Origin of the sequence: Leptobacterium flavescens (assembly GCF_010671605.1) — a bacterium.
Classification (GTDB): Bacteria; Bacteroidota; Bacteroidia; order Flavobacteriales; family Flavobacteriaceae; genus Leptobacterium; species Leptobacterium flavescens.
On sequence record NZ_JAABOO010000001.1, the window covers coordinates 963,557 to 984,836 of the forward strand.

Below are 21,280 nucleotides of genomic sequence, written 5' to 3' on the forward strand. Positions count from 1 at the left end.
GATTTTTTATATTATGATTGTAGTATTACTTTTACTGCAATTTAAATGTAATCGGAATACTGAAAGGTACACGTACTGCTCTACCTCTTTGTCTTCCCGGAGTCATTTTAGGAAGTTTTTTAATGATCCTTAAAGCCTCAGCCTCCAGGTTTTTGTCCGGTCCACGCATTCTGATATTCGTGATACTACCGTCCTTATCAATGGTAAACAATACACTTACACGTCCCTGGATCCCAAGTTCCTGAGCAATTTCAGGATATCTGAAGTTCTTACGGATATGCTTCTGCATTTGTTTGTTAAAGCAATCACGCTTATTCTTTGCATTTTCACAACCCGGAAAAACTGGTACATCTTCAATTACTGCAAATGGAACATCAACGTCTTCCTCTTCTTCCACTACTTCAACATCTTCCACCTCAACTATTACTTCATCCTGGTTGGTTTCTGTAGATTCGATAACAGTTTCTTCTACTTCTTCTTCATCTTCAACTACCTCAATTACTTCAGGTGCTGCCGGTGGCGGTGGTGGCGGTGGCGGAGCTTTTAGCTCTGTAATTGGGATTTCCTCATCCAGGTCATCATCAACATTAAGCGCCTGAATATCGTACTCCGTCTTGTCGTATTGCTTCCATTCAATACCACGCCAGGTTACAAATAAGACTAAAGCCAACCCGATAACAAAATAGAGGCCACTATTTTTGGTCAAATCGGCTTTTGGATTTTTCTTAAGTTCCATAATTCAAAATTTTACGATTGCTAATTTAAATATTTATTTATAATAAAAGCAATTAATTTTCCCTTTTTAACGACTTGCTTCTACTCAAAATCCGCTTAATAGCAAATACTGCAAGGAGTATTCCGATTACATTTGCTACTATATCTCTCCAGTCTGCCGTTCTGCCGAAAGGCAGTATACCTTGTAAAGCCTCAATAATCATACCGTAAACAGCAATTATTACAGCAATGACGATCAGGGCTTTATTTTCTCTTTTTTTATCCGTTCCGGAAGGGGAAAAAGAAAAAAACCAGGTCCAGGTCAGGATCAAATAAAAAGCGGCGTGTAAAAGCTTATCGGAGAGTTTGAACTCCAATTTCGGAAGGTCGGAAACAGAAAATAAGCTGAGCACTGTTAATAACAATGTCCAGCTTATTGCAAATATTAAATATAAACGTTGTTTATGCTCCGATAAGTGCTTTATAATCTTCACCGCTTAATAATCCGTCAATTTCAGAAGTATCAGAAATCTTAATCTTGATCATCCATCCGTCACCATAAGGGTCTGAATTTACTTTTTCAGGCTCATCTTCCAGCGATTCATTAAACTCAATGATCTCACCACTAAGAGGAAGGAAAAGGTCGGAAACGGTTTTAACTGCTTCCACTGTTCCGAAAACTTCATCTTTATCAAGAGTCTCGTCTACAGTCTCTACTTCCACATAAACAATATCACCTAATTCGCTCTGTGCAAAATCTGTGATCCCTACAGTGGCTACATCGCCATCAATTTTAATCCACTCGTGGTCTTTAGTATACTTTAATTCAGATGGTATATTCATTATTTACAGAATTAATTAATTGAGAAACAAATGTACTTTTTTAGACTTAGCAAACAAAAAAATTATTTGTCTTAATTCCCAAAATTATAGCGTAATGTAAATCCTGATCTGATGGTCGTTTGAGGGAAGGCCGTAGATATGGCAAACTTGGAAAAAGTATGATCATAAAAGAACAAAGTTGTTAAATTTTTGCTCAGTGCATAATCTGCCGTAAATTTCAATGTCCATATCTTCTGTCCTGCAGTTACCTGGTTGTTTTCGATATCCAGATTCCTGATTACGGTTATATTATCGAGTAATGAAAGATCGGCCTTAAGGTTAAGATCTCCCTTCAGGGTAGTTTTCTTTCCTCCGATATTGGTTCTGAAACGCAGATCCTTGATCCTGTACCCCAGCCCAAAGATATATTCCTTATTGGCTACTTCGGTAAGCAGGTTATTATCGAAACTCAGCGAAAGGGCCCTACCTCTTTTTACTTCGGCCTGAACACTTACTGAATTCTTCATTTCAAAATCTACACGAACCAGCGGATTAAACTGCTCTACCAGGGTTACATTGGTAAAGAGGGTTTCATTGAGGAAATTCCCGGCCTGATCCAGCTGTGTATTTGCAGGAAGGTCTCTGTCGAACTCGAGGTTGGTCCTGAATGCATTTACACTGTAGCTCGCCTTATATCCATGACTTAAAGAGAAACGTCTGAATTTCTTCTTAAACCATTTCAATCTCATTAAGCCTGTATATTTTACCGCCCAGTTCGGGATCGGAATATCCCTGAAAGCTCCTAACTGTACCTTGTCCGGACTCTGCCCGCTATAGGCTGCAAGAAATGCCGGAAGCAATACTGCCTGGTTATTTCTACCATACCCCAGAGGAAATCCGTCATTATCCAGGTTTGCAGGATTGTTGATATCTATTCCGTCCTGAATGGCCAGCCTGTTGGCTATCTCCAGTCGGTTGGCTCTGAACTCGTCGAATGTTACCGATGAGATCTCATCACTCTGTGCAAAAGATGTTCCTATTAATAATGTAGAAATCGAAAAGTCTCCAAAACGATTCCTGAGTAATTCTTCATATTCAAAGGTTCCGTTCCCAAGGTCATTCACTCTGAAATTCTCTGCAATCGAGTTTGAAAACTGCCTGTTGGCATTCAGGTCAATCGTCAGATCCGGGATCGGACTTACATTAGCCGTAATATTCAGGATATCGTTAGATCTCTCCAGATACTGCTCGTTAAATTCCGGGAAGGTGGTCAGGTACCCTCTTCGGGCCGCTTCAAAACGAACATCGGCCTGGCTACCGAAAACAAAACCTGCAGACGGGCGCAGGGTTCCGATAAATCCGATAGATTCCGTATAACCCGGAAGCACCTTTCCGTTATTTTCGGAATAGCTGATATTGATACGTTTTACACTGGTAAGTACGTCTACTACCGTATTAAAGAGTTTAGATGTTTTCTTAAATGCTTTTTGCTGCCCCGGATCGGCACCCGTAGCGGTATTATTATTTCTGCCCAGAACAGAATTTGCTCTTCGTGCGTCTGCCGCAGTTCGCTTGGTTAAACCTATATATTTATAGAATTTATCCATGGTCAGGGACGCATTCAAGGTATGCGTATTTGCATTCTGTATCGTATTCAGGTTCTCTCCTGCAATTTCATTAAGTGCATCTCCTCCTCGTTGCCAGTCGAAATCTCCCGTATACCTGTAACTCGCATTTAAAAAGCTGAGGAAAGGTATTTTATTAAATGGCAATTCGTAATTCACTTCCAGCTGTTGCGTATGCCTGTTAGCTTCTCCGGTGTTGAAGAAGTCATCGTATATCCCGACATCCTGCCTGATAAAGGTCTCCCCGTTCTCATCCTCTCCGAAATAATTCCGTACGATATTGTAGTTGGAAGCGGTAAACCTGAAGTTCAGGGATTTGGTCAGGTTATAGTTGATAGCATACTGCCAGTCGAATAAGAAATTACGCTGCTGAAGGGTTGGAAGCCCCAGCTGATTCCCGGCATCTATTCCCGGCGTGAATACTTCACGGAAACGCTGTTCATTAAAACTACGGGTATAATTGGAATTCACAGAAATACTCGTAGGCAGTAAATTCAAGTTAAGATCCTTGATCCATTGCCAGTAACGCCCTCTAAAAAGGGAATCGCTTTTCTTGAACGGTGCGACCTCTGCCGGTTTAAAATTATAGTTATAGGTAAAACCTGTTCTTACATTCTGATCTTTCAGTTCCTCGATCTCAAAATCGCGGTGATTTACCTCATTATGCGAATAATTAAAGGTAAAATTCTCAATATCGTATACGCGTTCCTTCTGTTCGGGAGCTCTGTTCTTTCTCAGGCCTATTAAGTTAATACTGGTACGCTTGGTATAATCTTCTGCCTGCCTTTTGGTAGCTTCTTTTTCCTGTTCATCGGTTACGGCATCTATCCTGTCGTCCAGCGTAATATCCTGGAAAACCGGATCGAATTCCGGAGTGATCAGTTCTTCGGAAATACTGTAATTAAGAGGGATCTGTACTCCCCATTTCGACGGAAGCAGTTGTCCAAGATTTATATTAGTATTCAGACCGTACTGGATAGCATCTTCCCTGCTTCTTTCGTTAGGTGTCTGCTCCAGGGTCCCGAATCCTATGGTGCTTATCTGTCCGGTAGCCGAAACATTGGCAAAATCGGCAATATTGGCATCCAGGGAAGCAGTAGCTGCCCAACCTCCTTTATTATCTAATTCTGACAAACGCAATTCGTTAAACCAAACTTCTCCGCAAACTTCATTAGTCGTAGCATTTTTAACCCCAACCATAAGAGCCCTTATGTTTCCGAGAGCAGGATTACCCTTTATAGCAAGTCGTAATCTTCCGGTCTCTCTGGGCGCAAATTCATTTACCACATTCAGGTCCTGATCGTAGAATGTCAGATCTGCAAGGGTTCCGTTGGCAATACCTATGGATTTCATTCTCGAAAGCAGTTCAAGAGAAAGGTCCAGGTTATTGATCTCCGGCCATATCTCAGTAGCTGTAGAAGATCCGGGTGGTGTAACCGTCAGCGGAATTTCCACCTGATAGAAGTTATCGTTAAAGTCGGTACCCAGTCGTATGAAACCTACCAGTTCATTATCGGCTACAAAGTTTTCCTGGAAGGATTCGGCGTGCATAAACATCTGCAGTCGCTTGTACTGTCTGATATCGATATTTACATTTTTGAACACCCCTCTGGAATCTTCCGGTTCCAGTTCACAAACCGCAAAGGAAAGCGATTGTTCATTCTGCCTGATAATCGTATTGTTGTTGTTCAGCTGCTCCCTGCGAACTCCCGGAGGCAGTACATATGGAATAGGCTGACGCTGCTCATTCTCCTGAATATTTACCGTGTTGATATCTACAAAAGTATCGTCGTCATTCGGATCATCTTCATCTGTCTGAAGTGTTCTTGTATAAAAACGATAGTCTCCTCTTACCAGGTCCAGCGTAGCAAAACGAAGTACTACATCTTCCTGGAAACCAGTAAGGTACATACGCATAAAGCTGATAGATCTGATATCGGTAATTCCTCCGATCGCATTATCAAATTCACGGATCGGGATCTTAAACTGGATCCATCTTGCATTAACACTCCCGTTATTAGGTGTCGGTACCGTTATCTCCCTGATATCATTTACAAAGCGATCGGTGCGCTGAATATTAGGTCTGATCGGGAGTCTGTATTCAAAATAACTGTTTACCGTATTGGTAGTAAGGTCACGGTCAATATCTTCAACATCGGGTAAGGTAGTAGACCCACGGTCTGTATTGGAAACCGCAACCGGTGAGTTACCATCGGTGTTATTAAAATTAAAATACCTCTGAAGGATATCTCCCTGAGCATCCAGGTAGAACTGATAGTTATCCAATGCGGGATCTTCAGGACTTCCGTTATAGATCGCTGCTTCGGCTGCATCATCCAGACCGTCCAGTCCGATATCCTGTCTCGCCCTGTTCCCTTCATCTGCATCAAAGGCGTATACCAGAGATTGAGTAGATGGTACTCTACCCCATGGCACATCTATGGTTAAAGCTGTTCCCGTTGGGTTATCAGTGATCGGTAATCCGTTCTCGTATTGCTTACGTCCGTCTGTCAGGATATCTTCAGAAATATTTCCGAGGTTAAATACCAACTCTCCTCCTGGTCCGGTTACACCGTCCACATAAGGATCCAGTACCCAGAACTGTATAAATTCTACATTGGACTGCTCGAAATTCGTACTGGTTATAGATCTCATGATCCCTGCCCAGCGCTCGTCAGGCGCAAGTGCCTGGAAATTGTTATTTGTGTTATACGGACCTCTTTGCTCCGGGTAGTACGCAAGGTCTAAAGTATTCTGTACGGTGGTTTGTCCCTGAGGAATATCTACCTGCGGAAAGATCTCATCAATAAATACCCGACGTGTCTGATTGGAAGACACATCATCATCCGAGATCCCCGAAGGACGCTGCGTAGTAAAGAATATCGGGTCTATGGTATACCAGGCAAGTTTAGCCCTTTCGATACCTGTACTCAAACCTATTTCATTATTATCGATAAATTCCAAAGGCGGACTCGCCAGGAACCAGGCCAGGGGCCCTCTTACATCGATAAGGGATTGTGCTCCTTCAAAATCATCCAAATAAGCCGTGGTTTCCCCGTCAAAATCGGCATTCTTGGGAGAACCTGGTAAGAGATATGCAAATTCACCCCTAACCGACAGGTTGGAAGGCACATCCGTATCAATATTCGGAAGTTTGTTGGCAAGTCTCGTCAGGAAAGGAACTTCCGTTGAGAAATTTCCGTTAAATCCAAAGATCGTATTGTTTACCGGCTCTACGCCAAAATTAGCTTTTTGGGTCAGCGGTCTTTCATTAAGATTCAAAATAGTAGCACCCAATGCAAATTTATCGCTGATCTTGTGCTCTACGTTAATTCCCGTAAATCTTCTGGTCTGTTGCCCGAAAATTGCGTTATTCTCTACAGATACTTCGATAGGCGTATTGGAATCCCGAAGCCCCGGATCGAGGATCTGCACGGTTCCCGCCTGATAGTTTACGGTATAGTCTATTCCTTCCTGAAGGACTCTTCCTCCTGCAGTTACTTTAACCGAACCTCTGGGTACATTAAAAGCTCCGATAGGAATTCCTCCGGCGCCTTCCGACTTATATCTTCCTTTTAACTGAAATTTGTTCTGATCACTGTCTTCCAGAGCCGCTGCCTTGGTAAGGGTATACATATTCCTGAATACGTAGCGTTCCTGGTTAGGGTTAAAGGTAGTCGGGTTATCATAATCCCCACCCCCGAGCACATCGAAGAGGAATTCCCCGAAAGGCTCTACCTTGGTAAAGATAATATTCCCGAGTTGTGTATCGACAGTGATCCCCGGGATAAAATCGAAGAATCCGTCTCCCCCGTTCTGCGGATCGTTATATACGTTCAGTCTGTCAAAATTCAGGACATCTATCAGTATTCTTTCATCCAGACCGGCCGGGAAAGTTGCCGGATCCACCGGTGTTAAATAGTTTAAAGGCGAAGGGTCTGTATAAAGGATATTCAATCTGAAATCTTCAGAACTCAACTGAAATGCCCCTGTAGAATAAATATTTTTCATCATCAGATCCCAGATCGGGTCTGAAACATTGGTTATATTACTTTTCAGAAGTTTGGTTACCAGCGTATTATTGATAATAAAGCCAGGGTTATTCGGATCTACCTCGGTAGCTCCCACCCCATCATTGGCAAATTCACCAACCTGGAAAACCTCTCCAGCAAAAGTATACTGGAAAGAAACCGCCAGAACCTCATCGTTGCTCAGTCGCTGACGAAGGGAAATATATCCCAGCTGGGTATTAAGATCGAAATCTCTTCCCTGCTCCAGCTTTCTTGCATTTTCGAGGATGGCATAATCAAAACCCTGATTTACTACCGGGCTTAAACTTCCAAAACCGGCCTGTACACTTGCAATTTCCCTAATGGCAGGCGTCAGCACGGAAGTACCTCCTATTGCAAAGGGATCGTAATCGTTAGCATCGTTTCTCGGCAGTTGGCTTCCGCCGTTAAAAAAACCTGCAGGAGCATTTCCTGTTTGCTGTATCCTGGTCTTATCGGGATCTGCTTCTCCTAAATCCTGGATAGCAACTATATTACGCACGTTTTCGGTCTGCTGCCCTCTGTTGGTCACCCAAACCTCAATACGGGTTATCTGCACCTGGCTTCTTATATATGGATAGCTTTCCAGTGCCTGATCGTACTGATCTCTAAAGAATTGAGAAAGGAAAAAGTGACGGTCTTCGTCATAATCCAATGCCAGTAATTCAAAATCTGTTAATGTTCCTCCACCCTGGGCTACAATGGTCCTGCTCTGAGAACGTTGTTCCGAGAAAACCCCGGTAACAGTGGTCCTACCGAACTGCAATTGTGTTTTTACCCCAAAAAGACTCTGAGCTCCTGTAATAAGGGAGCTGTTAAGAGGTAAACTCACATTACCGATCTCTATTTTCTGAAGGATATCATCTTCGGTAGGTGTATATTCTAATTTAATAAGGTTCTGAAAATCAAAAGTGGCTTCCGTATCATAATTCGCCGTGATAGAAAGCCTTGTTCCGATCTTACCCAGGAGACTCAGACTGATCCGCTGATCGAAATCGAAAGTAAGATTGGTCCTGTTCCTCGGCGACAGTGCCGGATTGTCATTTTTCTGAAGCCGAACTCCCAGATCCATCGCTACCGATCCCTGCGGGATCACTTCAATGGTATTCCCACCGAAAATGGTCTCAAAAAAGCTGGAGTTTACATAAAAATTCGGCAATAAGTTTTTCTGCGCTTCTTCACTACCCTCTTTTTTACCGGAGATCGCATCCAGTTTTTCCTTAAAATACAATCTCATATGCTCCTTATGGACCAATTCTCTGTATTGTTTAGGAGTAAGGATAAGCGGGTGTTTAATATTAAACTCACCAACGGTTTCCGTATAGAAATACAGATCCAAAACAGGGTCATAAGTATATTTTGAAATGATGCTATTCGGGTTCTTAAGCAGGATCTTACCTAAAGAAATACCCGTTTGTACACTATCCTGTGATTGAGAGTTGTTTCCCTCCTGCGCCTGAGTCAGGGAAAAGGATAGAAATGCTGCAACAAAGAAAAATACTCTAACTAAGTATGTTAAATTTGGTGTGTTTTTTTTCAAACTATTTATAAATTTTTAAGCGCGTGTTTAATAATTTCCTCAACACTTAAATCGGGGCCATTTTTAAGGATCCTGTCAATCACCTTTTCGGACTGCTTTTTAGTGAAGCCAAGAACCTCTAATGCTGATAACGCTTCTTCCTTATTTGTATTGCCCTCAGCGGAAGAAACTTCATCAATGTCATAAATTTTAAGAATTTTATCTTTCAGATCGATAATTACCCGTTGCGCGGTCTTTGCCCCTATACCTTTTATAGATTGAATAGCGGCCACATCATTTGCAGCAATAGCATCTCTTACCTGGAGCGGACTCATAGATGACAACATGGTTCTGGCAGTACTAGCACCTATCCCGGAAACGGATATCAACAGGCGAAAGATCTCACGCTCCGATTTCTCGAAGAAACCGAATAGAGTATGCGCATCTTCCCGCACCTGTAAATGTGTGTACAGCCTTATATTTTCATCATTTGATAGTTTCGAAAAAGTATGAAGTGAAATATTGATAAAATAACCAACTCCGTTAGATTCTATGACTACATCCGTTGGATTTTTTTCTACAAGTCTTCCCCGTATGTGTGTAATCATTTCTTAATATAATGTTAATGCTTCAAATGTAACAAAATTATTTACAAATGAAGCATTAATATACGGCGTTAACGTTTAGCTTTTAAAGCTGTGATTTCTGGCGCTTTTCACGCTCCTGTGCATCGAGGACAGCTACGGCCGCCATATTGACGATCTCCTCTACATTAGCACCCAACTGAAGGATGTGAACTGCCTTGTTCATTCCCAGCATAATGGGCCCGATAGAATCTGTCTTGCTCAGCTCTTTCATCAGTTTATAAGTGATATTGGAAGAATCCAGGTTGGGGAAGATCAGGGTATTAACCTGCTTTCCTGCCAGTTTGGAAAAAGGAAATTTACTCTGAAGCATTTCCTTATTCAGTGCAAAATCCGATTGCAATTCACCATCTACATTAATATCCGGGTAATATCTGTGTAAATATTCCACCGCCTCTTTTACTTTGGAAGCTTCCTGTCTTTCGGAAGAACCGAAATTCGCATAAGACAACATTGCAATCACCGGGTTAAATCCGAAAGTCCTGGTAACTGCTGCCGTCATCTGTGCAATTTTAGCCAGTTCCTTGGCCGAAGGGTTAATGTTGATGGAAGTATCTGCCAGGAACATAGGTCCTCTCTCCGTCATCATCAGGTTCATGGTGGCTATCTTGCTCACTCCCGGGGCTTTCCCGACAAGTTCGAGCATAGGTTTTACCACGGTCGGGTAACTCCTGGAATATCCTGAGATCAGGGCATCCGCATCACCTTCATTAACCATCATGGCAGCAAAATAATTCCGCTCTCTTATTTTTTTCTGGGCATCATAGAGGGTAACTCCTTTTCGTTTTCTGGATTCCCAGTATTTTCTTGCGTAGTGATTCTTCTTATCCTCATGCTCGTCTGTTTTCGGATCGATAATAGGGACATCGGCATCAAATTCTATCTCCTCCTTTAGTTCCCGGATCACATCTTCCCGTCCGAGAAGTATTGGAAACCCTATTCCTTCATCGTACACGATCTGTGCAGCCTTCAGGACATCCAGATGATCTGCTTCTGCAAAAACAATGCGTTTAGGGTTGGATTTGGCCCTGTTGTGAAGCAGTCTTACAATTTTATTGTCATTTCCGAGTCTCTGAAGCAATTCTTCTTCATACTGTTCCCAGTCATTGATCGGCTCTGTAGCCACTCCCGATTCTATAGCCGCTTTGGCTACAGCCGGCGGGACTTTAGCAATAAGTCTCGGATCGAAAGGTTTCGGAATAATATAATCTTTACTGAAGGCCAGCCTTGTTTCTCCATAGGCTATATTTACCTGCTCCGGAACGGCTTCCTTAGCTAGTTCTGCCAGTGCCTTTACCGCGGCCATCTTCATTTCTTCATTGATCTTGGTAGCTCTTACATCCAGCGCTCCCCTGAAAATAAAAGGGAAACCAAGTACATTGTTCACCTGGTTAGGATGATCTGATCTTCCTGTTGCCATGATGATATCATCTCTGGTAGCAACCGCAAGGTCATAGGCAATTTCCGGATCGGGATTGGCCATGGCAAAAACGATCGGGTCCTTAGCCATAGATTTCAGCATATCGGGGGTAACGATATCTGCAATGGAAAGACCGATAAAAACATCGGCACCTTTCATCGCTTCCTCCAGGGTATCGATCTTCCTGTCGGTAGCGAATTCCATTTTTTCAGCAGTAAGGTTCTCCCTGTCTTTCCGGATCACTCCCTTACTGTCCAGCATCATAATATTGGCGCCCTTGGCACCGAAAGCTTTGTATAATCTGGTACATGAAACAGCGGCAGCACCTGCCCCGCTGATCACAATTTTTACTTTTTCTATTTTCTTACCTGCAAGTTCCAGCGCATTTAGAAGTGCCGCAGCAGAGATAATAGCAGTTCCGTGCTGATCGTCATGCATTACAGGAATATCGAGTTCTTCCTTTAACCTGCGTTCTATCTCAAAGGCTTCGGGAGCCTTAATATCTTCCAGGTTGATCCCCCCAAAAGTAGGGGCTATAGTCTTTACCGTTTCTATGAACTTGTCCACATCTTTAGTATCCAGTTCAATATCCATTCCGTCTATATCGGCAAAGATCTTAAACAGCAGACTCTTTCCTTCCATAACCGGTTTGGAGGCCTCCGGGCCTATATCTCCCAGGCCAAGGACTGCGGTTCCATTGGTAATAACAGCAACCAGGTTTCCCTTGGTTGTATATTTATAGACATTGCTTTTATCTTTTTCGATCTCTAAACAGGGTTCGGCTACTCCAGGAGAGTAAGCCAATGCAAGGTCGCGTTGAGTAGAATAACGCTTGGTAGGGACTATTTTTATTTTACCGGGGGTGGGTTTTGCATGGTATACCAGCGCTTCGCGTCTTCTGCTCTGTTTACTCATATCTTTTTCATTTTAAAATGAACTTACAAAGGTAAAAGTATTCTTTAATTATCGTGATTTATTTAAAAAGAATATCAGGATCAGCGAGTTCATTTAACTTTTCCCTTAGTTCGGGAGAGAGGATGCTCAATCCGTATTGATAAGAAGCGTTCATCCAGCCAAAGCCGGAAGTGGTAATATAGTCGAATTCTGTGCCCACATTCCCATATTCGGCATATACTTTATGGGTACAGGCGACCACGTCGTATTTTTCGGGGATGGTGCCGTTGTAATCGACAGCATTTACGGTAATCATCCACAACCACCGGTACACCAGTTCTTCGGCTTCCTTTTCGTATCCGTAATTCAGGAGGCCTTTCCAGATGACCATCTGATGCGGGGCCCATCCGTTAGGATAATCCCACTGCCTTTTGGGCAGGTGATCCGGAACATGTGATACCGAAGCTTTGGTCGTAGCCAGTACCCCTCCTCTGGCCTTATAGGAATTCATGAGATGTTCTTTTAGCTTCTCTGCCTGATCCTGGTTGCAGATGCCCGCCCAAAGCGGATAAAAATTGGTGGCCGATTCAAAAAAGGTCTGACGATTGAGTTTAAAGTTATAGTCGTAAAAACACTCTTTGGTCTTATCCCATAAATACACATTGATGAGCCTTTTTCTCGCCGCAGCCATCTCTTTCCAATGTGCAGCGGAATAGGATTTCCCTTCGGTTGTTTGAAAAGTGCCGTCAAAATAAGTGTTTATCAGGTATTCAAAATCGGTTTCATATTTGTAGAGCAGGGCATTCAGGTCTACCGTATTCAGATCTGCACAAACATTATCCAGGCGCCAGGAGGTATCATGTCCGCTTTCCCTCAAGCTTCTGTCGTGTACGAAATACATATCCAGTTCTTCATCTACGATCTCCCTGTTCATATATTTTTGCTGAAACTCTTCCCGGTTCAGTTCGTATTTTCTGGCATATTCTTCCAGAACCTCATCAAAATGCCCTTCTTCTGTTTCCGGCGGGATCCCGATCCCTTCTGCCAGGTATCGGTTAAGGCCGTTTTCGGTAAGGCGTTTTCCGCTAACCATCCACACCGATTCGTATTCCCTGATCGCAATAGTAAGAACTTCGGTAAGCCACTTCAGATCCGTATTCTTTCCGGCTTCACAGACCTCCCGGATAAAGGAAGAAAGAAAAGGCGGCTGGGTACGGGTAAGGTAATAGGAACGATTGGCGTTCAGGATCTTTCCGTAATATTTTATCTGATAACAGAAGTTATCGATCATAGCCTTTGCCAGGTCCTCCCGGTCATCGAGCAGCAAGCCGACAGCTTCAAAATAACTGTCCCATCCGTACATTTCGTTGAAACGCCCTCCGGGTACTACAAAGGGAACTCCTTTTTTCCCTTCGAGTTTTAAAGCGAGTATCCCCGGCTTATTATTGATGGAAAGCACATATTCGGGAGTGATCTTATCGGGAAGGACAGAGATATTGATCTCAGGATATTTCCGTTTGAGTTTATTGTAATATTCAATGGCATGCTCATCTTTTAGAGGTACGTAAATACGCTGTTCCTTCCCTTCTGCCTTTTCATCACCAACAATTTTCATTATCCCGGCTTCGTCAATAGTACGGGTAAGGTCGTCCCAGAAGTAACGCCGTATCATCCTGGAGATACGGTTTGCAGGTTTTTCCTCTATCCGCCTCAGGGGAATGGTAGCGTATTCCTTTCCTTTATTCCTGGCTATTGCCAGTTCCTGTAGCAGGTTAGACAGATAATAAGTTCCTTTTACCGTGTAAAAAGCTCCGTCTTCGGTCTGTAGTTTAAAACGTTTAGGCCCGCGATCTTCTTTGGTGATCTTTTTATCGCCATCGGTATCTTCCTGCCTTAACAGTTTTTGTAAAGTCTCTTCTATATTAAGCCTGAACAGCATTTCTAACAGTAAGTTTCTTCAAAATAAAAAATGAAATTAGCAATAATACCATCGGCACTAATAAATAATAAAAAGCATTTTCAGGGCCCTGAGTCTTAAACAACCAACCCACTATCCTCGATCCGAAAGTACCTCCTAAAGCAGAAAAAACCACAATCAATCCTGTCATCGGGCTATGAAGTCTTTTCGGAAGGGCACTCAGTACTACCGAATTAAGTAAGGGGTAAATAGGAGCAATAAATAAACCTACCAAAGGAAAGGCAAACCCGATCAGCGGAATATCAGAAAAACTCTCTATAGCCCCTACAGTTGCATTAATGGTATTTGGTAATACGAAAATCACATTGAGCATTGCAATAACAGTACATATGCTCACGATCCATATCCAGTTTATTTTCTTTGTGAGCTCTCCGGCCAGCAATCTGCCGATTGCAAGTGATATTGCCAGTACACTTGCCATCATTATGCTTATATTTTCGGGAAGTTCTAATACCCTGTCATTAAAGGAAGGCAGCCAGGACATAATTCCCTGTTCTATCATTACAAACAGAAAAGCACTCATCACAAAAACAATTATAAGTAATCTGGCCATTAATAAAGCCATTTGCCTAAAATCATCTTTCAGGTCGGCTCCCGGTATCTCAGGTTCTTTTTCAAATTTTGTGAATAGCAAAAACAAAAAAGACGCTAAGCTTAAGGCCGCAAGCAACCAATAAACATTTAACCAGGAATCCGGAAGGTTCTCATTATTAAAGGCCGGAAAAAGAAAATAAGCCAAAGCAATTCCGATCATAAAAACACCTTCTATGCTACTCATGAGGCTATTATGTTGTTTCTGGTTTTCGGTTACCATTCCAATCATGGAATAAACAGAAACCTTTATCAATGCAAAGGAAACCCCAACTGTTGCAAACAAGAGTTTAGCAGTATCGAAAGAATTCCCAAAATACATCACAACACAAGCTGCGGTTACCAAAGCCAGGCCAATAAGCATTCCTTTTTTATAACCGATCCTGGGAAGAAAAGAAGCAACAACAAAAGATACTATAGCTATCGGAAGGTCTTTAAACGCTTCCAGAACACTGGCTTCTACTTCATCTACTCCGTAATTCTTCTGAGCTTTCAGAATAACGATCCCTACACTATTTAGCAAAATTGCAAAAACAAAATAATTGAGGTAGAGCGATATTTTTACACTTAGATTTTTCATAAGACATCAAGATTTACGGTTACCAAAAAGCTGTAACAATAATTATCGTCAGAACAAGAAGGATCATAGCCAGGATCCTGTAATTCTTATACCAGGGCATGGCCTTAAGTTCTTCTGTTTCCGATGCAAACATTTCCTTCTTATAAGTATACTCCCTGATCTTTTCTTCCGGAGATGGCTTAGTGAGTAAGCTTACTACCATATGAACCACAATACAAATAGCAAACAATAAAGAAGCCTTAGCAAGGAAGTGCAGATCGTTAATAGCCGGGAACCATCCGAACCATTGCGAGAGGATCATAAAGACAGCCAAAGAAAAACCAAGCAATAAACTGCTAATAGAGCCTGTACCGTTAGCTCTTTTCCAGAAAAGTCCCAAAATAAAGGTCGATACTGCCGGCGGGGAAGTATAGGCAATAACCAGCTGCAGATAGGTCCACAGGGAATCACTTACTTTCTCTATCTGAGGTACCCAAAGAATGGCCAGTAATACCAGGATAGCGGTTGTTAACTGTCCTATTTTAACCAGTTGCTTACTGCTAAGCCCCGGTTTTAACTGCCGAACAAAATCCATGGTCACCAAAGTAGATGCCGAGTTAAAAGTAGCCGATACCGAAGACATCATGGCCGCCATTAATCCTGCAACCACCAGCCCCAGTATTCCCGTAGGCAGAAGCTCAAAGAGCAATACCGGGTAGGTAAGGTTCGGGCAGTCGTTAAGGTTATTACATATTTCTCCATTGGTGAGGCCGTAATTCAGGCCGGAGATATCGAGGTTGTTATACAACAAAAGAGCCAGCACTCCGGGAACCACCATAATAAAGATCACGGGTAACTTAAGAAGACCTGCAAATAAGGCTCCCCATCTTCCGTGATTCAGGTTTTTTGCTCCTAAAACTCTCTGTACCATAAACTGATTATTGGCCCAGAAGTAAAAACCCAGTAAGGGCACTCCCGTTAGCAGTCCCCACCACGGCATAAATTCGTCGTTATTCGGTCGCACCAGACTAAAGACCTCTTCCGAATTCTGAGGGATAAATTTTCCTTCTTCTGCCTTGTTACCAAAATCCACTTCGCCGTTGGCCAGCATTTCGTTAAGATTGTCCATCATGGCCGACCATCCTCCGCCTAGCTGATCAAAGGCAAAATATGTCAGCAGGCAGGAGCCTATGATAAGAAGTACTGCCTGTATTACTTCTGTCTGGATCACGGAATTGAGTCCCCCTGGAATCGTATATGCAGCTGCTGCAACCGCAAGAATGATCAGGATGAGCGTAGAATCGAGTTGAGGGAACAAGAGCGTAAGGACGATCTTACCTACGTAGAGACCAGCGGCTGTATCTACAAGGATATTCCCGATTACCGTAATAAAAGAAAAGTAATATCTCGATCTGCTGTCGTATCTCCTCTCCAGAAATTCAGGCATGGTATACACCCTGGATTTCAGATAAAAGGGGAGGAAAAAAATTGAAAAGAATATTAAAACAACTACTGCAAACCATTCGTAATTGTATACATTAACATTGGTCTGATAAGCATCTGATGCCAGCCCGACCAGGGTAGAACTGGAGATATTTGCTGAAAAAAGCGCTATCCCCACGATGGGCCAGGTCATCGTCCTCCCGCCCAAAAAATAGTCTTCCGAACTACTTCGTTTTGATTTCGATATTCCGTAGATCACGATCCCAATAAGGTATACGGCGATCACGATAATATCGAGATACGATAAATTATCCATTGTTATATTTCGTTTAAGTTAGTTCGGCTTAGAGTGAAAGCGATTGTGTTTTCATCAAAAAAATCAAACCATTAATGAAAAAACCACAAAATTCATATTCAAAAGGCAAGGAAAACTCAAAATTTAATTCGCTTTGTTGACGAATATACATTTTTAATAGATTTAAAAAAAATATTATAGAAAATAGCCTTAATTTTACTGGGAATCCTCCGAAACTAATTTAAACTTATGAAAGTCACCAAACTGAAAGATATTGCCCAGTTACTGGGAATTTCCGTTACTACTGTTTCCAAAGCGCTTAAAGATTACCCCGATATTAGCGAAGAGACCAAGCAGAACGTAAGGGTACTGGCAGAAAAGCTGAACTACAAGCCCAGTTCACTGGCCGTAAATTTCAGGAATAAGGAGACCAAGATCCTCGGTTTGATCATCCCGGAGATCGTGCATTATTTTTTCTCTAACGTTATTGACGGGATCATTAACGAGGCGGAAAAAATGGGATATCTGGTCATTACCCTTCAGTCTAATGAGTCTTTTGAGCTGGAACAAAAACAGATAGAACTTTTACTGGACCAACGGGTAGACGGGATCATTATTTCACTTTCCAATCAGACCAAAACCTTCGATCACCTTAAGAAAGTCATTCGGCAGGAAACTCCTATGGTGATCATAGACAGGATCACGGATGAGATCAACTGTTCCAAGGTGATCATCGATGATGAGAAAGCAGCCTATCAGGCCGTGGAACACCTGATAAAGATCGGGTGTAAAAGGATCGTTCATATTAACGGGCCGCTAATACCTAAAAATTCTATGGACAGGCTTATCGGTTATAAGAAAGCACTGGCCGATTACAATATTCCTTATGATGATTCCCTGGTTTACAGCTGTGAGCAGTTCCACTATCAAGACGGGATAGATGCGGCAAACCAGGCTTTAAAGGATCATAACGATATTGACGGAATCTTTGCCATTACCGATCTTCTGGCCACAGGAGCGATGACAGCTCTGAAAAACCACGGAAAAAGAATCCCGGAAGATGTCTCCGTAATCGGGTTCAGCAACTGGCGTTTATCGGAGCTGATAACCCCTTCCCTCTCCACAGTCGAGCAACCAAACTTTGAAATGGGAAAACAGGCGGTTTCTCTTTTACTCAACGAGATCAAGGCAAGGAAAGAAGAAAAAATGATAGAGAATTTCCTGGTAAAACTCCCCACCAAGCTTATAGAAAGAGCCAGTACAAAACCAACTGTAAAAGCTAATCCTTCTTAAGGAATTGAATATTTCTCTGCAGACCTGAGAATTTGGTTCGTTTTACTGCCGATTTCCGGAATAATTCCCTGAAGACCTCTTCTGTGATCTCCTCCCAGTCTTTCTTAGTCATCGAAAGCAATTCGGGATGAGGATTAAAAAGAGGCTCCTGATGTGCTTTTGAAAAACGATTCCACGGGCACACATCCTGGCAAACATCACAACCGAACATCCAGTTATCGAATTGTCCTTTGTGTTCTGACGGGATCTGTTCTTTTAATTCGATCGTAAAATAGGAGATACATTTACTTCCGTCTACCACATAAGGTTCTGTTATAGCCTGAGTAGGACATGCATCTATACAGGCGGTACAACTACCACAATGATCGGTTACGGGATTGTCATATTCCAGATCGAGATCGACGATCAGTTCTGCGATAAAGAAAAACGACCCCACCTTCTTGGAAAGCACATTGGAATGTTTTCCCATCCAGCCCAGGCCACTTTTTACGGCCCATGCCTTATCGAGGACCGGTGCAGAGTCTACAAAAGCCCTCCCATTCACTTCGCCTATCTCTTCCTGTATAAAGTTAAGCAGTTGTTTCAACTTGTCTTTAATGACAAAATGATAATCCGTACCATAAGCGTATTTTGATATTTTAGGAGCATCAGGGTCTGTTTGCCCGTCTTCTGTATAATAGTTGAGAAGCAGGGAGATCACAGATCTGGAACCTTCTACCAGAAGTGTTGGGTCCAGGCGTTTATCGAAGTGGTTCTCCATATACTTCATCTCGCCCTGCATATTGTTCTTCAGCCAGTTTTCCAGTCGGGGAGCTTCTTCTTCGAGAAAGGCTGCCCTGGAAATACCACAGGACATAAACCCGAGACGCTTGGCCTCAGTCTTTATCATTGTTGTATGCTTGGCTGCCAGGTTCACTTTCAGGCCCTTTTTGTGAATTTCAGTTTTAAATTTAGCGGCTTTAGAGTAACCAGCGGATTTATTTCTATATCTGTCTTCGTTGCTTCCAGCTCGTATTTTTCGACCACCGCCTTAATTGCCAGGACCATTTCGTAGATGGCAAAATTATTCCCGATACACAGTCGGGGTCCGGCACCGAAAGGAAAATAACTTTCCTTGCTCTTTTCCGGGAGTTCGGAGAGGAAACGTTCGGGTTTAAATAGAAGCGGGTCGTCCCAGTACCTGGAACATTGGTGCATTTCAATAAAGGAGATCCCGATAATAGTTCCTTTTTCTATAGTGTAGCCTCCAAAGCTATCGTCCTCAATAGCTACCCTGTCTGTAATCCAGGCCGGTGGATAAAGCCGCATTGCCTCATTGATCACTGCCCTTGCATAGGTGAGTTTATTTACCTGTTCTATGGACGGAAGCTCACTGTTCTGAGCAATCTCATCCTTTAGGTTTTCCAGTTTGTCCTGATGCTTAGCCAGGAGGGCAAAAATAAAGCTCAGTGCATTTGCTGTGGTTTCATGACCCGCCACAAACAAGATAAGGATCTCATCGATAAGCTGATCATTGGTCATAGTGGTTCCATCTTCGTAAGTGGCATAGAGAAGCATATCGAGCAGATCGTCTTCCCTTTTTCCGGAACTCCTTCTTTCTTCTATCAGGCTCAGGATAATCTGCCTGCTTTCGACTGCCAGCTCCAGGTGTTCCTTTTCTTCTCCCTTTAAGCGGAACAACCACCTTTTGTGAGGTTGCCGGATCTCTTTGACAAGGAAATTCTGCAGCTTTTCTATAATGAACTGTAAGCGTTTTAATATTTCTGTCCCGGCGGTAAAATTAAACAGGGATTTAGCAACCACGTGGAAAGCCAGCTCATTCATGATAGGATATACATCCACATAGGTTCCCGTTCGTATTTCCTTTACCTGCTCTTCCACACATTTCTCAATTATGGAAACGAGGTTGATAAGCTTGTTCCTGTGAAAAGCCGGTTGAATAAGGCGACGCTGCTGCAACCAGTAATCGCCATTGGAGGTAAGCAGGCCATAACCAATATATTTGGACAGGAAGCGGGACTGCAATTCGGATTTGTGGTATTTCTTATGGTTCTTCTGCAGAATATGCCGGGCGATCTCTGATTCCCGGGTAAGGATTATTTTCCGTTTCTGAGGTGAAGCCAGAGAAAAGGTCTCTCCGTATGTTTTAAAGAATTCACGGTGAAAAGGAAGCGGATTCCTGGTAATAGCCGAGGTCCTGAAAATAAATTTATGGTAAGGTACTCTGGAGGGGTAAATATATTTCTGCTTCATCATGCGGTCAGCTTTCTTTAACGGAACAGGAAACGGAGTGTTTTGCTATTAAAACAGGCCTCCCTGTGTTCCTCCTTTTATTCTTCCGAGGTGTTTATACGCCAATTCGGTAACTTCCCTTCCTCTGGGAGTCCTTATAATAAAACCCTGTTGTATCAGAAAGGGTTCATACACTTCTTCAATGGTTTCTGCACTTTCGGAAACGGCAGTGGCCAGGGTGGTAATCCCTACCGGGCCTCCTTTAAACTTATCGATAATGGTCATCAGGATCTTATTATCCATTTCATCCAATCCGTGTGCATCCACATTCAGGGCCTTCAAACCGTATTTAGCTATTTCTATATCGATATTTCCATCGCCTTTTATCTGTGCAAAATCGCGAACCCTTCTCAACAATGCATTAGCGATCCTGGGAGTTCCCCTGCTTCTTCCGGCAATCTCAATTGCTGCTTCCATAGAGATGGGTACCCTTAGTATATGCGCACTCCTCTGTACGATGGTCGACAGTAATTCGGTATTGTAATACTGGAGCCTGCTGCTAATACCAAAACGGGCACGCATAGGCGCTGTTAACAGTCCGGAACGCGTAGTTGCTCCCACCAGTGTAAAAGGATTCAGATTTATCTGTACCGTCCTCGCATTCGGGCCGCTCTCTATCATAATATCTATCTTGTAGTCCTCCATGGCAGAGTACAGGTACTCCTCGACAATCGGACTCAGTCTGTGGATCTCATCGATAAAAAGTACATCCCTATCCTCCAGGTTTGTCAGAAGTCCGGCCAGGTCTCCGGGTTTATCCAGTACTGGTCCAGAAGTCACCTTGATCCCTACTCCGAGCTCATTGGCCAGGATATGCGCCAGGGTGGTCTTTCCAAGTCCGGGAGGTCCGTGAAACAAAGTATGATCCAGGGCATCTCCTCTAAGATTGGCGGCTTTAACAAATATCTGAAGGTTCTCCAACACCGATTCCTGTCCGGTGAAATCCTCAAAACTCAGGGGTCTTAAGGCCTTTTCTATATCCAGTTCTTCAGAAGAGTAGTGATCTTTATCCGGGTTCAGGTTCTCGTTCATAAATTAAAAATTCTGCATTGATATCGGTATTGCATCAAGCTACACAAATATACTTAGAAAAAGAAAAGCCCCGACATCTCTGTCAGGGCTTTATATAAAGTTTATTTCAA

Annotated in this window: 13 protein-coding genes; 1 reads left to right on the top strand and 12 read right to left on the bottom strand. The window is 42.8% G+C overall.

The features are described from left to right. Nucleotides 1–31: 31 nt before the first annotated feature. From GWK08_RS04375 to GWK08_RS04415, 9 genes are all read right to left on the bottom strand, one after another. Nucleotides 32–736 (bottom strand): energy transducer TonB, encoded by a 705-nt coding sequence (locus tag GWK08_RS04375; RefSeq protein WP_163605679.1) that lies wholly within the window; start codon nucleotides 734–736, stop codon nucleotides 32–34. Nucleotides 737–788: 52 nt separating this feature from the next. Next, nucleotides 789–1,127, bottom strand: a complete 339-nt coding sequence (locus GWK08_RS04380) for a VanZ family protein (protein ID WP_163605680.1) — start codon at nucleotides 1,125–1,127, stop codon at nucleotides 789–791. A gap of 49 nt (nucleotides 1,128–1,176) precedes the next feature. Continuing rightward, entirely contained in the window at nucleotides 1,177–1,557 is a 381-nt protein-coding gene (gcvH, locus tag GWK08_RS04385; RefSeq protein WP_163605681.1) for a glycine cleavage system protein GcvH, read from the bottom strand. 71 nt (nucleotides 1,558–1,628) lie between these two features. Further along, nucleotides 1,629–8,750 carry a T9SS outer membrane translocon Sov/SprA gene (gene sov, locus GWK08_RS04390; RefSeq protein ID WP_163605682.1) on the bottom strand — a complete coding sequence of 2,374 codons (7,122 nt, stop codon included), beginning with the start codon at nucleotides 8,748–8,750 and terminating at the stop codon, nucleotides 1,629–1,631. 5 nt (nucleotides 8,751–8,755) lie between these two features. After that, nucleotides 8,756–9,337, bottom strand: coding sequence for a Holliday junction branch migration protein RuvA (gene ruvA, locus GWK08_RS04395; RefSeq protein ID WP_163605683.1), 582 nt, complete (start codon nucleotides 9,335–9,337; stop codon nucleotides 8,756–8,758). Nucleotides 9,338–9,419: 82 nt separating this feature from the next. Continuing rightward, nucleotides 9,420–11,708: an NADP-dependent malic enzyme gene (locus GWK08_RS04400; RefSeq protein ID WP_163605684.1), complete on the bottom strand. Its 2,289-nt coding sequence runs from the start codon at nucleotides 11,706–11,708 to the stop codon at nucleotides 9,420–9,422. 58 nt (nucleotides 11,709–11,766) lie between these two features. Next, entirely contained in the window at nucleotides 11,767–13,626 is a 1,860-nt protein-coding gene (locus GWK08_RS04405) for a trehalase family glycosidase (protein WP_163605685.1), read from the bottom strand. After that, complete coding sequence (locus GWK08_RS04410; protein WP_163605686.1) at nucleotides 13,610–14,836, bottom strand: MFS transporter; 1,227 nt, start codon at nucleotides 14,834–14,836, stop codon at nucleotides 13,610–13,612. Before GWK08_RS04410 ends, GWK08_RS04405 begins: the two co-directional genes overlap by 17 nt. Before the next feature lie 19 nt (nucleotides 14,837–14,855). After that, nucleotides 14,856–16,574 (bottom strand): sodium:solute symporter, encoded by a 1,719-nt coding sequence (locus tag GWK08_RS04415; RefSeq protein WP_163605687.1) that lies wholly within the window; start codon nucleotides 16,572–16,574, stop codon nucleotides 14,856–14,858. A 228-nt stretch (nucleotides 16,575–16,802) separates the two neighbouring features. On the opposite strand from GWK08_RS04415, the gene GWK08_RS04420 reads away from it, so the two are divergent. Further along, nucleotides 16,803–17,846 (top strand): LacI family DNA-binding transcriptional regulator, encoded by a 1,044-nt coding sequence (locus tag GWK08_RS04420; protein ID WP_163605688.1) that lies wholly within the window; start codon nucleotides 16,803–16,805, stop codon nucleotides 17,844–17,846. Here GWK08_RS04420 and queG read toward each other — a convergent pair. Genes queG through ruvB form a run of 3 tightly spaced genes read right to left on the bottom strand, consistent with a single transcriptional unit; the run spans nucleotide 17,833 to nucleotide 21,170 of the window. Further along, entirely contained in the window at nucleotides 17,833–18,735 is a 903-nt protein-coding gene (gene queG / locus GWK08_RS04425) for a tRNA epoxyqueuosine(34) reductase QueG (RefSeq protein WP_204335995.1), read from the bottom strand. The two genes, GWK08_RS04420 and queG, sit on opposite strands and share 14 nt — an antisense overlap. Before the next feature lie 29 nt (nucleotides 18,736–18,764). After that, nucleotides 18,765–20,102 (bottom strand): cytochrome P450, encoded by a 1,338-nt coding sequence (locus GWK08_RS04430; protein ID WP_239524856.1) that lies wholly within the window; start codon nucleotides 20,100–20,102, stop codon nucleotides 18,765–18,767. Between the two features lie 45 nt (nucleotides 20,103–20,147). Beyond that, nucleotides 20,148–21,170, bottom strand: coding sequence for a Holliday junction branch migration DNA helicase RuvB (gene ruvB / locus GWK08_RS04435; RefSeq protein ID WP_163605690.1), 1,023 nt, complete (start codon nucleotides 21,168–21,170; stop codon nucleotides 20,148–20,150). Nucleotides 21,171–21,280 lie beyond the last annotated feature (110 nt).